Annotated in this window: 14 protein-coding genes; 7 read left to right on the top strand and 7 right to left on the bottom strand. The window is 45.4% G+C overall.

All coding sequences use genetic code 11. The features are described from left to right. The first annotated feature begins 322 nt into the window (after positions 1–322). From cysC to GO493_RS29500, 3 genes are all read left to right on the top strand, one after another. The gene (gene cysC / locus GO493_RS29510; RefSeq protein ID WP_157309839.1) at positions 323–883 is read left to right on the top strand and encodes an adenylyl-sulfate kinase; all 561 of its coding nucleotides are present in this window, start codon (positions 323–325) and stop codon (positions 881–883) included. Positions 884–889: 6 nt separating this feature from the next. Then, positions 890–1,717: a sulfotransferase family protein gene (locus GO493_RS29505; protein ID WP_157309838.1), complete on the top strand. Its 828-nt coding sequence runs from the start codon at positions 890–892 to the stop codon at positions 1,715–1,717. A 123-nt stretch (positions 1,718–1,840) separates the two neighbouring features. Next, positions 1,841–4,228, top strand: coding sequence for an ABC transporter permease (locus tag GO493_RS29500; RefSeq protein WP_157309837.1), 2,388 nt, complete (start codon positions 1,841–1,843; stop codon positions 4,226–4,228). A 38-nt stretch (positions 4,229–4,266) separates the two neighbouring features. On the opposite strand, the gene GO493_RS29495 is transcribed toward GO493_RS29500, so the two are convergent. After that, positions 4,267–5,112 carry a LamG domain-containing protein gene (locus tag GO493_RS29495; RefSeq protein ID WP_157309836.1) on the bottom strand — a complete coding sequence of 282 codons (846 nt, stop codon included), beginning with the start codon at positions 5,110–5,112 and terminating at the stop codon, positions 4,267–4,269. Positions 5,113–5,212: 100 nt separating this feature from the next. Between GO493_RS29495 and GO493_RS29490 the strand changes: the two genes are divergently transcribed. Further along, a complete protein-coding gene (locus GO493_RS29490; protein WP_157309853.1) occupies positions 5,213–5,419 on the top strand; it encodes a YwbE family protein in 207 nt (68 codons plus the stop codon). On the opposite strand, the gene GO493_RS29485 is transcribed toward GO493_RS29490, so the two are convergent. Beyond that, complete coding sequence (locus GO493_RS29485; protein ID WP_157309835.1) at positions 5,396–6,982, bottom strand: alpha-N-arabinofuranosidase; 1,587 nt, start codon at positions 6,980–6,982, stop codon at positions 5,396–5,398. The two genes, GO493_RS29490 and GO493_RS29485, sit on opposite strands and share 24 nt — an antisense overlap. A 44-nt stretch (positions 6,983–7,026) precedes the next feature. Between GO493_RS29485 and GO493_RS29480 the strand changes: the two genes are divergently transcribed. Beyond that, on the top strand, positions 7,027–7,245 hold the full coding sequence (locus GO493_RS29480) for a DUF6965 family protein (RefSeq protein ID WP_157309834.1): 219 nt from the start codon (positions 7,027–7,029) through the stop codon (positions 7,243–7,245). 47 nt (positions 7,246–7,292) lie between these two features. Here GO493_RS29480 and GO493_RS29475 read toward each other — a convergent pair whose 3' ends face one another. The 3 genes from GO493_RS29475 to GO493_RS29465 form a co-directional block, all read right to left on the bottom strand. Beyond that, a complete protein-coding gene (locus GO493_RS29475) occupies positions 7,293–7,805 on the bottom strand; it encodes a hypothetical protein (protein WP_157309833.1) in 513 nt (170 codons plus the stop codon). A 121-nt stretch (positions 7,806–7,926) separates the two neighbouring features. Continuing rightward, positions 7,927–8,364, bottom strand: a complete 438-nt coding sequence (locus GO493_RS29470; RefSeq protein WP_157309832.1) for an SRPBCC family protein — start codon at positions 8,362–8,364, stop codon at positions 7,927–7,929. A 113-nt stretch (positions 8,365–8,477) separates the two neighbouring features. Then, the gene (locus tag GO493_RS29465) at positions 8,478–9,761 is read right to left on the bottom strand and encodes an HAD-IB family phosphatase (protein WP_317165476.1); all 1,284 of its coding nucleotides are present in this window, start codon (positions 9,759–9,761) and stop codon (positions 8,478–8,480) included. Positions 9,762–9,983: 222 nt separating this feature from the next. Between GO493_RS29465 and GO493_RS29460 the strand changes: the two genes are divergently transcribed. After that, positions 9,984–11,504, top strand: a complete 1,521-nt coding sequence (locus GO493_RS29460) for a catalase (protein ID WP_157309831.1) — start codon at positions 9,984–9,986, stop codon at positions 11,502–11,504. Between the two features lie 67 nt (positions 11,505–11,571). Next, positions 11,572–12,072 carry an ankyrin repeat domain-containing protein gene (locus tag GO493_RS29455; protein ID WP_157309830.1) on the top strand — a complete coding sequence of 167 codons (501 nt, stop codon included), beginning with the start codon at positions 11,572–11,574 and terminating at the stop codon, positions 12,070–12,072. 50 nt (positions 12,073–12,122) lie between these two features. Here the strand turns inward: GO493_RS29455 and GO493_RS29450 are convergent, their stop codons facing one another. Beyond that, on the bottom strand, positions 12,123–13,544 hold the full coding sequence (locus GO493_RS29450; RefSeq protein ID WP_157309829.1) for an alpha-L-fucosidase: 1,422 nt from the start codon (positions 13,542–13,544) through the stop codon (positions 12,123–12,125). Positions 13,545–13,643: 99 nt separating this feature from the next. Beyond that, the gene (locus tag GO493_RS29445; RefSeq protein ID WP_157309828.1) at positions 13,644–14,207 is read right to left on the bottom strand and encodes a YceI family protein; all 564 of its coding nucleotides are present in this window, start codon (positions 14,205–14,207) and stop codon (positions 13,644–13,646) included. Between the last annotated feature and the right edge of the window lie 389 nt (positions 14,208–14,596).

Genomic DNA, 14,596 nt, shown 5'->3' with positions numbered 1-14,596 from the left:
TCTACTAAACGAGTGGACAAATGTAATATTAAAAAGAAAAGTTTAATTCCCTTTTTGATGTGCGGCTTAAAGTCTGGATGTTTCATTGAAATTCATCCGGCAGCCGGTTAAAAAACGCTTCCACTGGTCGATAAAATTTCTGCCCTCATCTATAATCCTGCCTTTTTTAACGTCGTATCACCTATTTTAGATAATCAATGAAAACCAGGAACAGGAACGCGAACTACCTGTTCCACATCTCTCCCATTATACCTGTAATCTGCCTCCATTTAAACCTGTAATCCTTAACTGCAGCTGTTGTCAACCTGTAAATTTATATGCGATGATCATTCAACTATGCGGACTATCGGGGGCGGGAAAAACTACAATTGCTACAAATGTTAAACAGAAAGCAGCAGCTTTCGGCACTCCCATCGAGATCATTGACGGTGATAACTACCGTGAATTCCTTTGCAAAGACCTGGGTTTCTCCAAAGAAGACCGCTGTGAGAATATCAGGCGGCTGGGCTTTGTGGCCAGCAGGCTTTCCTGTCACGGGGTTATCTGTATTATCAGCGCTATCAATCCCTATGATGCAGTCCGTAATGAACTGACAGCGGCCTATGAGCACGTCAGGACAGTATATATAGACTGCCCGGTAAACGAGCTCATTGCCAGGGATACCAAGGGATTATACAAAAGAGCTTTGCTGCCGGAGGGACATCCAGACAGGCTCACCAATCTCACAGGTATTAACGATCCCTTCGAGGCTCCCCGTAACCCGGACCTGCACTTGCGCACAGATAAAAAAAGTATCAGCACCTGTGTCAATGAACTCTTCGGTTTCATTATCACATCTGCTGCAAGAAAAAATAATTCTTCATTACGCGTTGCGTCTGTTTAAAAGAGCATGATAAATAATAAAGTTCTGGTTATTACAGGAATGCACCGTTCCGGCACTTCTCTCATTACACAATGGCTGTACCGCTGTGGCCTGCACGTAGGGAACAACTTCATGGGAGCCGGTATCGGTAACGAAGACGGACATTTCGAAGACCTCGATTTTTACAACTGGCACAGGAACATCCTCAATGATAATGAACTGCCGGATGATGGCCTCATACACAGGTCCGTAACGTCTCTGTCTGACGGACAAAAGCATGAGCTGAGAAACCTTCTGAAAGATAAAACAAAAGCACAGTCTCAATGGGGCTGGAAAGATCCGCGTACCTGCCTGTTCCTGGACTTTTACCGGGAAATGTTGCCGGATGCGCGGTATCTCGTTATCCTGCGGGATTACAGAAGTGTGGTCAGCTCATTGATCAGCCGTTTGTACAATAAGAGCGCTCATAAATATAAACAGAAAAAAGGGCTTCCTTACTTTGTCTGGAAGTATTTCAAACAACGCTACCGGAAGGAACATCTACTCAAAAAATACAGTGAGCACTACCTGAAAGTATGGATCAACTACAATGAATCCATCCTTCAGCACCTGCAACAGCTTCCTGCTGCCACCTACCTGGTAGTAGATCACACCACCCTCTCCGCCAGCAGCCCCTCTGTGTTCAAACACCTGGCGGCCGAATGGGATTTTGACCTGGAATATTATCAATTCGATAAAGTGTACAAGGAAAAGCTGATAAGCAATGTGCTGGATATTGAAAAGTATATCAGGGACAAAGCTATCATTTCCCATGCGCAGGATGTGCAACAGCAATTGCGTAAACAGGCTATCTGAAGAAATGTCCGCTAACGGACAAACATTGTACACTTGCGAACAGGCCGGCATGCGGCAGGCGGCTACCATCCGGCGTTTCAGAAACTGGCAATTTTATTGTAAGTTATCTCTTAAACAGGCATCATGTTTAAGAGCTACCTGAAGATATCTTTACGCAACCTGCTCAGGAACCGTACTTCCAGTACCGTAAACATACTGGGATTAACAATAGGCTTGTCCTGCGGCATCCTCATCTTCCTGCTTGTCAGCTATCTGTCAGGCTTTGAGAGCTATCATGCCAAAGCAGACAGGACCTACTGGATAGTAACAGATATCAACAGGAACTCCGTTCTTCCTTCAGATGCTACTCCCCGCCCGCTGGCAGCCATTCTCAGGAAGGATTATCCCGCCGTTGAAACTGCTGTGAGAGTGGAAAGCCTCTTTGGCCGGGTGATCAGTATACCGGAAACTACTTCCAGGTTTGAAGAATCACGCAATATCTGCTTTACAGAAAGCCAGTTCTTCCAGGTATTTGATGTAAAATGGCTGAGAGGCAATGCTTCCACCGCATTGTCTGCTCCCAATACCGTAGTGCTTTCTGACCGTTACGCCAAAAAATACTTTGGTACTGAAGATGTACTCGGTAAAGTACTCCGTTTTGATAACCAGGCCAACCTGACCGTTACAGGGGTTATTGCCGAACCGCCTTCCAATACCAGGCTAAGTTATGAGGTCATGATCTCCTATAACACCATTGCCAGCCTTAGTAATACTCCCGGCATCCTTGAACAGTGGGACAATCCTTCTTCCATGTGCTTTGTAGTGATGCGCAAAAACACCGGCAGCCCCGCATTACAGGAGGCCATCAACACCACGAAACAGGAATACCTTTCTGCAGAGCAGGCAAAGACCTTTGATTTTCATCCACTCCCGCTTACAGAACTGGGCTATAATATGAGATATGGCGGCACAGTACCCCGTCCGCTGCTCTACACACTGGCTATTATAGGCATACTGCTGGTAACAGCCGCCTGTATCAATTTTGTGAACATGGCTACAGCACAGGCGCTTAAGCGTTCCAAAGAGGTGGGCGTCCGCAAGGCAGTAGGCAGTAACCGCCGGCAACTGATAGGGCAATTTCTCATAGAAACAGGAGTGCTTACTTTCATAGCCCTTTTCTTTTCGCTTCTGCTGGTACAGCTCAACCTTCCCTTGCTGAACAACGCCCTGTCCGTTTTAAGAGCAGATCTCTCCGTCCTCAATCTCCTGCGCCCTGCCTCCCTCTGGTGGTTTGGTTGCCTGATAACAGGCGTGGTCCTGCTGGCAGGGTTATACCCTGCACTGGTACTGGCCCGGTTCAGGCCTGATACCGCTCTCCGCGGACGAATCACCACACAGCAGATAGGTGGCGTTCCCCTCAGGAAAGTGCTGGTAGTCACTCAGTTCTTTATAGCCCAGCTTTTCATCATAGCTGTTATTGTCATGACAGCACAGGTACGTTATATCCGGCAAACTGACCTGGGCTTTAATAAAACAGCCATCTTCACTGTTAATATGCCCCCTTCCGGCATATCAAAACAACAACTGCTTCGTGAAAAACTGATGCAGACACCCGGGGTGGAACAGGTCACTATAGGCCTGGAAATTCCCGCATCTCCCAGAAAACATCCTGTGTCTTTCTCATACGATCATCATACAACTCCTGAACCTTTTACTACCAACCTGAAGATCGGGGATATGAACTACATTCCCCTGTTCGGCCTGCACATGATAGCAGGCAGGAATTTTCTCAGCAATGATTCTCTCCATACAGAAGCTATTGTAAGCGCCATGATGGTAAAACAGCTTGGCGTACGCAATCCTGAAGAGATACTCGGTAAACAGGTAAGTATCTGGGGAATGGATAAAACGATTGTTGGTGTAGTGGCCGATTTCCACTCTGAAGACCTTCACAACGCCATACAGCCTCTTATTATCATGAATTACTTCCAGGAAAACCAGATGGCTGCCATCAAACTCAATCCGGCCAATATGCAGGCTACCGTGCAGGCTATTGAAAAGACCTGGAATGAATTATATCCTGACAACATATTTCATTCTGCATTTGTGGATGATATTACCGGGCAGTTCTATCTTACTGAAAAGATATTACTTGCATTGATACAGGCGTTCTCGTTAGTAGCTATCCTCATAGGCTGCCTGGGACTATATGGCCTCGTTACCTTTATGGCCGAAGCAAAAACAAAAGAGATCGGCGTAAGAAAAGTATTGGGAGCTACCGTAGAAAGCATAATTTTCCTGTTAACCAAAGACTTTCTGAAACTGATAGCAATAGCTATCCTGATTGCAACTCCGCTTGCATGGATAGGTATGAACAGATGGCTGGATGGATTTCCATACCATATCAGTATTCAATGGTGGATGCTGCTCCTTGCCGCCGGCGGTTTAATACTGATAGCACTGGTTTCTGTCAGCTTTCAGTCTGTCAGGGCTGCCTTAAAAGCTCCTGCCAGGTCGCTGAACATAGAATGATAGACTCACGGGGTTAAATGCCACAGGTACCCGTTCACTTAATATTCCCTTGTACGGCCTACATAAATATTACGGGCATTGAGGTACGTATCTGCCGTAGGGCCGGGACTACCGCTGGAGCCTTCCATCTGCATGTTGATGATAATATACAGAGGTTTGCCCACAAAATTGGCATTGTGCACTGCTTTCCATACCCCATCAATATAATAGTGGATATCCACGTTAGTAGCGCTCACCTTCGTGATCCAGGCGCGGTAAGTATGCCAGCTGCCGGGAGAAGATACTGTAGTAAGTGTACTTGAAACATCGGAAGAAGTCCTGAAGGTATTCTGCCAGTTGGTGGCATTACCTTTAAACTCCATAATATCACTTTCCGGAGGCCAGCTATTTACGCCGGTCAGCCAGAAAGCAGGCCAGGAGCCTGTTACTGTTGGTACCTGGAAATCGCATTTCACTTCCCAGTTCGGGAACTGATCGTTCACCAGGACATGCGTTTTGGCATTGATAGCACCGGAATGATAATGAATAGGCAGATAAGGATCTGCGCCACTGTTACCTTCATTCCAGGAGATCTTCGTTGCCTTAATGGTGAGGACATTATTGCCCAGGTAGATATGGTTATGATCTGTTGAGCTACCGTACATCCTGGCAGTACCGTTATGGTCAGAGCCCCAGGGATAGAGGTAATTCCAGGCAGCTTCAAAAGCCGTATAATTTGCAAAAGTGGAACCATCTATAACCGTTTCCCAGGTAGAAGCTGTGGTAGCAGCTATTTGTCGATCGGCCAGTGAAAGCGACGTACTCTCTTTTACGGGAGCTTCTTTCTGACAGGAGAATAATACCGGGAAGGAAGAAAACAAAAGCAGTCTAATAAAAGTTTTCATACTGTGGGTTTTGTGATAAAATGATAACAACGGGGGTTACGGGTAACCTGTGGCTTGATAAAAATAAGAAAACTTACCTTTGTATTATAATAAAGAGATCATGGACGACGGACAATACAGAAAAAATATTTACCCCGGGCTGGAAGTAGCTATCATACTAAAAAAGGACCAGCGCAGCGGGAAGCTGACATATGGTATAGTAAAAGATATTCTCACCTCCTCCCCTTACCACTCCCGTGGTATCAAAGTAAGGCTGGAAGATGGCCAGATAGGAAGAGTGGCCTCAATTGAGGAGGCCGACCTGTAATATGGCGATGCTATGCGCCGGCATGGCATAACGCCTCGTATCTGCCGGCAACGTCCTGGTACGATGCTCCACCACATTTTTTCCCGGTTCCTGTAAGGTATTGACAGCATCCATTGACGGAGCGTTAAGCTCATGTACCGTCCACTGGCCACGTGTTTTAGCGCCCTCTACTTTCAGCTGTACATCTATATTCTCTGTTGCACTACGGTTTACAAGGGCAATGGTCAGCACCTTGCCTGCATCATCAATAGAAGAAGCTACATCCAGTTGCGGCAGCTGCTCCGTATCCGGCAAAACGCCGCAATTTACGGTAGACAATACGCTCCTGCTCCCGCAAAGCTGCCGGTACAATGCCATGGGGTAATAAATTGTCTGGCAGACAACCGTTTTTTCGTCCGTCATCAGGGGAGCCAGTACATTGACTGTCTGTGCCCATGTGGCCATCCCTATCACATCTGCATGACGCTGGAACATGTTCAGGAAACTGGCTACGCCCAGGGCATGATTCCAGTTGTAGGTCTGCTCCAGTCCGTAAGCCCCTTTCCCGCCGGATTCCCATATCCCCCACTCGTCCAGCGCTATCTTTACAGGCCCCTTTCTGCCGGGAAAGCGGTACCATTTACTGAAAGTGTCCAGTGTAGCAGGTGTCAGCGCTTTGATCTGCGCTGCCGTACTGATCACCTTCTCTTCCATTTTTGCAACAGAGCTGAACAGGGAGTTGGTTTTACCCGGTTGAGAACCGGCATAGAGATGTAACGAGATATAATTACAGATAGGGTGTAATCCTTCCAGTATCGTTTTATTCCAGTGCTCATCATCGCCCACCATGATCAGCTCAATACCCGGGTCCTGCAGTTTCATGAGCTTTGCATAATACCAGGCTTTCTTTACATAATCTGCCGGGTCCTGTAATACGCCTGCATCTTCTTTAGCGGCTTCTTCATTGCCCAGTCCCCAGTACTTCACATTATATGGCGCTGCATGCCCGTTTTTACGCCTTAACGCCGCATAATAAGTATCTCCTGAGGCATTGCAGTATTCCACCCAGTCAGATGCTTCTTCCGCCGTTCCGGTAGACATGTTCACCGTTAAGAAAGGCGCTGCATTCAGCTGATTGCTCCAGGTCATAAACTCGTCCGTACCCACATGGTTGTTATCCTCTCCCCCCCATATCAGGTTACGGCGTACAGGCCTTTCTGCTTTCGGCCCAATACCATCTTTCCAATGATAGATCTTGGTGACAGTACCTCCCGGGTAGCGCATCAAAGGTGTATGCAATGCCTGTACTTTTTCCAGCACATCTTTTCTGAAGCCATTCTTATCACTCAATGGAGAATTTTCATCGTAGATACCGCCATAAATAGCCCTGCCCAGGTGTTCAATGAACTGCCCGTAAATAAGGGGGGAAATATCTGCGGTGACCCTGGCAGCATTTACTGTAACCGTAGCCTGCCCTTCGCTGAATAAGCCGCTGAAATTGCCTGTTATGAGAGATCCTGCCATCAAGCCGGTGCTCATCTTCATGAAATGTCTTCTGGAAAAACCCTTTGATGCACTGTTCATTGGGTTAAATTAATTAAAAATCAAAAAAAATATACTTTTGCGCCATGAAATATGCCGACAAAGATATCCAGGAGATGGAAGAATTTTATCGTACAGCCCAGTTACCGGAGAAAATAGAAATAATGAAAGGAATGGTTATTACAAACGTACCTGCATTCGTGGACAGTCACCTGACAATCATCAAACTGAGAAAAGGGGTCGGGATCTTTGAACCTTTCTATGACCGTCTGGTTCTTGTGAAAGAAATATTATCTGCACAATAATCTTAAAAAAATGCTTTTGCCTTTAAAAGGCAAAAGCATTTTTTAATTCAGAAAGAGATCTTTTGAGCATGCTTCCTTACCCAGCCCCTTATCCTGAAGAACTGTAATAACAGCCCCGCCAGATATACCACTACTAACAATTTAAGTCCCGTCTGTACTGCAGGTGAAGCTTTACTTTCCGCTATAGGATGCGATGGAGGCAGATGTGTAAGCGTTTCATTGATAGCAGGCACCAGTGACAGGAAAACGGTGGTAGTCATCAGGAACGTCTGTATATATAACGCTACAGGTCTGTCAGTCCAGGCACGCCCCATGGCATAGGAAACAGCCAGCAGTACCAGGATCATAATAGCAATGGCATGACCGGGATTAAACCCTCCCTCTTTGGAAAGCCCGAAGGAAGTGAGGCAGGCCAAAACATTGGTTATCGTGTAATAAATGCCCGTTTTGCTATGAGGAACGATCCGCGCATCACGGACAAGGGAAACAGCGGCAAAGACAAGGGCTACTACAGAAATGGCGGTGTGGATGATACCGAGGGTTGATAGAGAGCTAGCCATAAATCAGATTTTAGATGATTGATGAAGTAAAAGTCTGAAATGATACAACAACTCATCTCAATCCTGGTTCAAAACCGCGGATATATACATCAAAAACCCTGAAACATCCAACAGATCACACCTATTTTTCCGCCATTGTCTTTAGCTTATTAAGAGCTTTCGGGAACACTTCTGAAAACATTTCCTCAAACTCTTCTGCCACATCCATATCTACGACCAGCTCCGTTCCGCCATCCACAGTCCTTAAAGTATAATTCTCATGTGCCCCGGCCCATTGTTTCACCTTCTCGCTTACTGTATCCTCCTTTCCATCTGTTACTTCTCCCAGATGCTCGAAAGACATGAATTCATTGGGAATATTCTCTTCCACACGGGAAACCATTCCCCTTCCCTGTCCGTCCAGGAACAATACCTTACTACCCTTTTGCCAGTCTGTCTCGGCATGAGACCCTTCTGCAAAAACGGAAGTCCATTCAGGATAAGAATCCTTGCCCCACAGCAGTTCCCAAACGTGCTGCCTGGAGGCATTAATGCTGGTTTTAAATTGTCTCTTTTCCATGGAATTTGTTTTTTCCAAATTTAAACCAGCTTCCTAAAAATGAAGGGTGATTTACACGACTTTTATGGGGTGCAGATGCGACAAAAAAAGCAGCCTGTAGAGGCTGCTTTTTCTTAATATAAAACTCTGAATTTGATCGTGTTCTCTATCTTTTTCAGATCTTTCAGCAACTGCTTGTCATAGTCGCCGCTGATGTCTGTAATGACATACCCGATCTGGCTGTTGGTCATCAGGTATTGTGCAGCCAGGTTTACCTGGTTATCCGCAAATACCTGGTTGATCCGGGCCATTTCTCCCGGTACATTCCGGTGAATATGGATCAGGCGGTGTGCATTGGCCACCTCCGGCAACTGCAGGTTAGGGAAATTCGCGCTTTTGAAAGTATCTCCGTTATTAATGAAACGCGCAATATGCTTTGCTACGGATTCAGCCTTTTTAATATTATCAAACACCACTATGCCCATCTCTGTACAGATGCTATGATCTACATGCTTTTTACTGTTACCCAGATAGCCGATAGTTTTCAGCTTACTGGCCTGCCTGAGCAGCGTTGGGTCAATTTCTCCACCATTTCCCATCAGTACAATACCTGCTTCAGCGGCATATTTCTCTTCAAAGGAATCAGCATGCTTAATAGAGAAACCATCTTTCTTCAGGTATTTCACCGCTTCGCCGGGTACATCTCCTATTACCAGGCAAAGAATGCGGTTTTTAGGGTATGAAATAGCGCACGGAAGATTGTTGACATAGAGGAACTCATCGAAGCTGGGAGTGATGTGATCGGCTTTCTCAGCTACGGATTTACGCTCGATATTCTCAGTAAATGCATAGAATTTCTTGATCAGCCCAAACTCCTTCAGCTGGAAGTCGGAGTGCCCGTCGCCTATACCATAAATATCTCCCGGCAGGTTTAACTGCCTGAGCAGCTTTACCTTGCCTCCTTCTTCAGAAAGCGGGTTGGAACTGTCATACCCTACTATCTTCCCCTCATCATTATATACAAATGTATTGGCGTAAATATTCTCCTTCCTGATATGATAAGGCAATACCACCGGCGTGATAAACTCCTTAAAACCACCGGAAACGATCAGCACATTATCACCATGATGCCTGAAAAAACCTTTATTGCGGGAAAACGAAGCAGAAACCTGTTTCTTAAGATGTTTCACCAGCTGGGAAAGATGCTCTTTATTGGCTTCCAGCAGCTTTACCCTTCCTGACAGGCTTTCCCTGAAGGAAAGTTTACCCTCCATGGCCTGGTTGGTCAGGTCTTCTATCTTTCTATAGATATTTTCCCGTTCGGGATGATCTTTCAAAGAAATACGCGCCAGTTCATCTAATGCCTCTACCTGGGTAAATGTACTGTCAAAGTCTATAACATAATAATTCCCGCTCACTGGTATATTGATTTTTTATACTCTAAAGAAGTACAAAAATATATGTTTTGATAATATTTTACTAGAATCTTGAAAATTCTCTAATGGGTCTCGTCGATGGCCAAAGTAGTCACCTGTTTGAAGTTAGCCTTTAGAAATAGATATCATCTATCTCGTCATGATTATTATCGATTTTCTTTATCGATCCTGCCGGATACTTTTGCACCAACAAACACCTTTTCAATGAACCGTAAGCTAATTTCAATGATGATTGCCGGCTTCTCCTTTACGTCAGCAATAGCGCAGCAACAGTTAACAATGAACACAGGCGCCCCCGTTGGCGACAACCAGAATTCCAAAACAGTTGGTAACAATGGACCCGTATTATTAGAAGACATTCACCTGATTGAAAAACTTGCCTCCTTTGACCGTGAGCGTATTCCGGAGCGTGTGGTACACGCCCGTGGCGCCGGCGCCTTCGGAGAATTTGAAGCCGCAGCCAGCTTCTCTGAATATACCAAAGCATCCCTTTTTGCACAGAAAGGTAAAAAGACACCTGTATTTGTACGTTTCTCTACCGTTATTCACGGCAACGGCTCTCCTGAAACATTGAGAGACCCACGCGGTTTTGCAGTAAAATTCTATACAGACCAGGGTAATTATGACATCGTAGGTAACAACCTGCCTGTATTCTTTATCCGTGATGCCATCAAGTTCCCTGACATGGTACACTCTCTCAAACCCTCGCCTGTTACCAATAAACAGGACCCCGGACGTTTTTTCGACTTCTTCTCCCACCAGCCTGAAGCAACCCATATGCTGGTACGCGTTTACTCTGACCTGGGCACTCCCGCCAGCTACCGCGAAATGGATGGCTCCAGCGTACATGCCTTTAAATGGGTAAATGAGAAAGGTGAAGTAACCTATGTAAAATATACATGGAAATCAAAGCAGGGCGTTAAAACCCTTTCTGCCGAAGAAGCGACAGCAATACAGGGAAAAGACTTCCAGCACGCCACTGTTGACCTTTACGAGAACATCGGCAAAAAGAACTTCCCATCCTGGGACCTCTACGTACAGATGTTGAAACCGGAACAGTTCGAGAAACTGGATTTCAACCCGCTGGACCCTACCAAAATATGGCCCGAAAAAGATGTGAAGTCAGTACTGGTAGGTACAATGACATTGAACAGGAACCCGGATAATATCTTTGAACAGGTAGAACAGTCAGCATTCTCACCGGGTACACTGGTACCCGGTGTTGAACCTTCCGAAGATAAACTGCTGCAAGGCCGTTTATTCTCCTACTTCGACACCCAGCGTTACCGCATAGGCAGCAATTTCCAGGCTCTCCCTGTCAACGCGCCCAAAGTACCGGTAAATTCCAACAACCAGGATGGCGCCTTCAGCAACAGGCAGAAATCATCTGATATCAACTATCAGCCAAGTGAGTCAACAAACGAATATAAAGACAACAATAACTATAAATATTCAACTGCTACCTTCAACACCACCAGTGTTCAACAGAAGATCAGCAAACCGAACGACTATAAACAGGCGGGCGAGTTTTACCGCTCCCTTTCTGATACAGACAAAGACCACCTGGTAAAGAACCTGGTGGGCGATATGTCTCAGATAAAGAACCGTACCGTATTGCAGAAAATGGTAGGACATTTCTATATGGCTGACGCAGACCTTGGCAAACGCCTGGCAGCAGCGCTGAACGTTACAAGACAGGAAGTAGAAGCAATCTTCAGGGGATAAGATTTAATAGGACAGGATAACCCAAGGGGCCCCCGCAGGGGGGCCTCTATTTTATAACTTATTTTTTATGACAAGATCTTACCTGCTTATATTTTTCTGCTTTATCACTTCATGTACCTATGCCCAGGATATCTTTAATGCAGCCAGGACAAATGACACCATCACCCTGGAAAGCTACACCAACCTGGATACAACAGATCAACGCGGCTCTACTCCACTTATCATTGCTATCTATAACTATCAGCAGGAAGCCTCCATACAACTGCTGAAACGTCATGCCAAACCGGATGTACAGGATCTTGCAGGTAATACTGCCCTGATGGGAGCATGTTTTAAAGGAAATACAGAAGCTGTCAGCTTATTACTGCAATACAAGGCAGATCCCAATATCCGCAATTATAACAATGCTACTGCACTGATCTTTGCAGCTACTTTTGGTCATGCAGAAGTTGTTAAGTTACTACTATCAAAAGGGGCAGATAAGAATATCCGTGATCGTTGGGGGAAAAGCGCGCTGGACCATGCTATTATACAGGAAAATACAGAAGTTATAGCACTGCTGAAATAAAAAGAGCTATCCCATTACAGGATAGCTCCTCTATATACAAATGCTGTTCTCTATGCCTCAACACTCACCTTAAAGCCGGCGCTGTATTTTAAACCGCTTTGCTGCTGAAGAGCCTTCGGTACTTTAATAACCAGCCTGCCGTCTTTATAAGACCATTGCAGCTTTGCTTTACTGCCCAGTAAAACCACATTACGCACCTTCTTCACATTCTCTACTGCAAAGCTTACCTCTGCAGGCAGTTTTACTTCATCACTGTCTGACAGCATATAAGCATACAGGGAACGTTGATCTTTGGACTGAGTGAAATAAATGTTATTCTCAGAATAAGGCGCTACTGGTCTGGAACCATGTATACCTTCTTCGTTGATGGTCATCCAGCCACTGATGTCTTCCAGGCGTTTGTAAACGTCAGGAGCCCAATCGCCTTTATCGCTTGGGCCAACACCCAGCAACAGGTTACCACCTCTTGATACGATCTTCACCAGTGTAGATATGAGCTGGCGTGATGGTTTAAACTCATCCCGCGGACTGTAGCTCCAGGAATATCCCATTGTCATACAGGTTTCCCATGGGTAAGGCAGTGGTTTGTCAGGCACTGACTGCTCAGGAGTAGTATAGTTCTCATACTCGCCCGGTACGGTCCTGTCTACTACTATCAGTCCCGGCTGATTCTTACGCGCCATACCAACAATAGTATCCATGTTCAGGCTCTGTTTACCGTCAGGTCTTACCCAGCCGCCATCCAGCCAGAGGATGTCTACTTTGCCATAACCTGTCATCAGTTCCTGGATCTGGTTATAAGTAAAATCATTGAACTTCTTCCAGCGCTCAGGGAACTTCTTCAGGTCATAGTTGATGTTCTCATCTTTTGGCGGATAATACTTCCACCAGAAGTTATCGTTGTGCCAGTCAGGCTTGGAAAAATATGCGCCGATCATGAAGCTGTCCTTGCGGAAAGCGTCGAATATCTCTTTAGCCACATTGCTCCGCGGATTTTTGGAGAAAGGTGTATTAGGGCTTGTGATCTTATAATCAGTTTCTTTGGTATCGAACATGCAAAAACCATCGTGATGTTTAGTCGTAAATACTACATAACGCATGCCCGCTGCTTTGGCAGCTTTTACCCATTTCTCCGGGTTAAAATCAACCGGGTTGAATGAGTGCTGCAACTCCTCATAGGTCTTCTTATAAACGTTATAATCATCACTGTAAGGACCTTTCCTTACAACCCAATCCACCGGACAGATGCTCCAGCTTTCCACTTCACCCCAGATAGAGTAAGTACCCCAGTGCATAAACAGACCAAAACGCTGGTCCTGCCATTGTGATAATTTTTTGATAACCAGCGGATCTTTAGGCGCTACGTAACCTGCAGACATTTCATGCACCCCTTCTTTAGCCTGTGCTATTAACTGCTTTCCGGGCAGCATAAAGGATAATAATACCGAACAAACGGTCAGCGATTTTCTCATGTATGGACCTGTTTTTTAGAAACAGCCAGCAATATCCGTAAATAACTGATCGCTTTTGCGCATATTTTGCCTTATCCTGATAACCTTTTAACAGGTCGATCAGTGCCTGAAGGTCAGATCAAACGATATCTTCACCTCATCGCCGGTTTTAAAGGCTCCCATAAGGAAAGTAGGAGGTTCAATCTCAAAGTCTGTCATGTTGATGGTTTTGCTGCCTTTAACATTCAGGCTCTTATCACTGTTAACCTTTGCATTAGCCACCAGGTCAATATCCCTTGTCACGCCCGCAACAGTGAGCTTACCATTACACCTGATTATTTTTCCGTCAGGCGATACAGTAGCAGAAGTAAGATTAAAGGTAATGGTGGGATACTTGCTTGTGTTTAACGTCCTGTAAGCATTGGCATCCATACCGGTACGGTCTCCCTTCAGGCTCTCTACAGGCATGACAAAGTTCAGCTGCGTAAGTCCGCCAAGATCCCCGTCATCATAAAAAGTAAATGTGGCATTACAGGCCATTTTACTGCTCTTCATCTCCCAGTCATGCATAGTAGATGTGCCACTGAGCGAGAGATTAAAATCATTTCTCTGCTGAGCGTAAGGGACGTATCCCGATAATAGGATCAACAATAACAGGGTGACTGTTTTCATTACTGTTTTCATAAGTGATTCTTTTTCCTTGATTCGGTAACAAAGTTACCGGCAGCCTTAGCCCTGCAGAATGATGAACATCAGTTAAAAAAATGATATATATCCCTGTTTTACCCGGATCTAGTCCACCTTAAAAGCATAGTGCCAGGTACGTTCCCTGTATGTTCCTTGGTGGTTCAGGTATCTCTCAAGTATCTTTCAAGCATCTTTCAGGCATGTCTTAAGCATGTTTAGTGCATGTATTGCGGTTGCACTTCTGCATCACAGTACTTCCCAAAAGAAAGTATTGCCAATAATACCCATCACTTCCGGAAAGAAAAGCCCCCTCTTCATAAAAAAGTCTGTACAAATCCGTCTTATCGTTATATTTTTACGGGAATAACGGTTAAATATCAACCCGG

The organism is Chitinophaga tropicalis, assembly GCF_009758205.1.
In the GTDB taxonomy this organism is placed as follows: Bacteria; Bacteroidota; Bacteroidia; order Chitinophagales; family Chitinophagaceae; genus Chitinophaga; species Chitinophaga tropicalis.
This window is presented reverse-complemented; position numbering and strand designations above follow the sequence as displayed.

Coding starts and splice junctions, on each gene's coding strand:
- GO493_RS29500 (WP_157309837.1), top strand. CDS start 1,841: ATGTTTAAGAGCTACCTGAAGATATCTTTACGCAACCTGCTCAGGAAC.
- GO493_RS29495 (WP_157309836.1), bottom strand. CDS start 5,112: ATGAAAACTTTTATTAGACTGCTTTTGTTTTCTTCCTTCCCGGTATTA.
- GO493_RS29485 (WP_157309835.1), bottom strand. CDS start 6,982: ATGAACAGTGCATCAAAGGGTTTTTCCAGAAGACATTTCATGAAGATG.
- cysC (WP_157309839.1), top strand. CDS start 323: ATGATCATTCAACTATGCGGACTATCGGGGGCGGGAAAAACTACAATT.
- GO493_RS29480 (WP_157309834.1), top strand. CDS start 7,027: ATGAAATATGCCGACAAAGATATCCAGGAGATGGAAGAATTTTATCGT.
- GO493_RS29505 (WP_157309838.1), top strand. CDS start 890: ATGATAAATAATAAAGTTCTGGTTATTACAGGAATGCACCGTTCCGGC.
- GO493_RS29470 (WP_157309832.1), bottom strand. CDS start 8,364: ATGGAAAAGAGACAATTTAAAACCAGCATTAATGCCTCCAGGCAGCAC.
- GO493_RS29455 (WP_157309830.1), top strand. CDS start 11,572: ATGACAAGATCTTACCTGCTTATATTTTTCTGCTTTATCACTTCATGT.
- GO493_RS29445 (WP_157309828.1), bottom strand. CDS start 14,207: ATGAAAACAGTAATGAAAACAGTCACCCTGTTATTGTTGATCCTATTA.
- GO493_RS29460 (WP_157309831.1), top strand. CDS start 9,984: ATGAACCGTAAGCTAATTTCAATGATGATTGCCGGCTTCTCCTTTACG.
- GO493_RS29475 (WP_157309833.1), bottom strand. CDS start 7,805: ATGGCTAGCTCTCTATCAACCCTCGGTATCATCCACACCGCCATTTCT.
- GO493_RS29450 (WP_157309829.1), bottom strand. CDS start 13,544: ATGAGAAAATCGCTGACCGTTTGTTCGGTATTATTATCCTTTATGCTG.
- GO493_RS29490 (WP_157309853.1), top strand. CDS start 5,213: ATGGACGACGGACAATACAGAAAAAATATTTACCCCGGGCTGGAAGTA.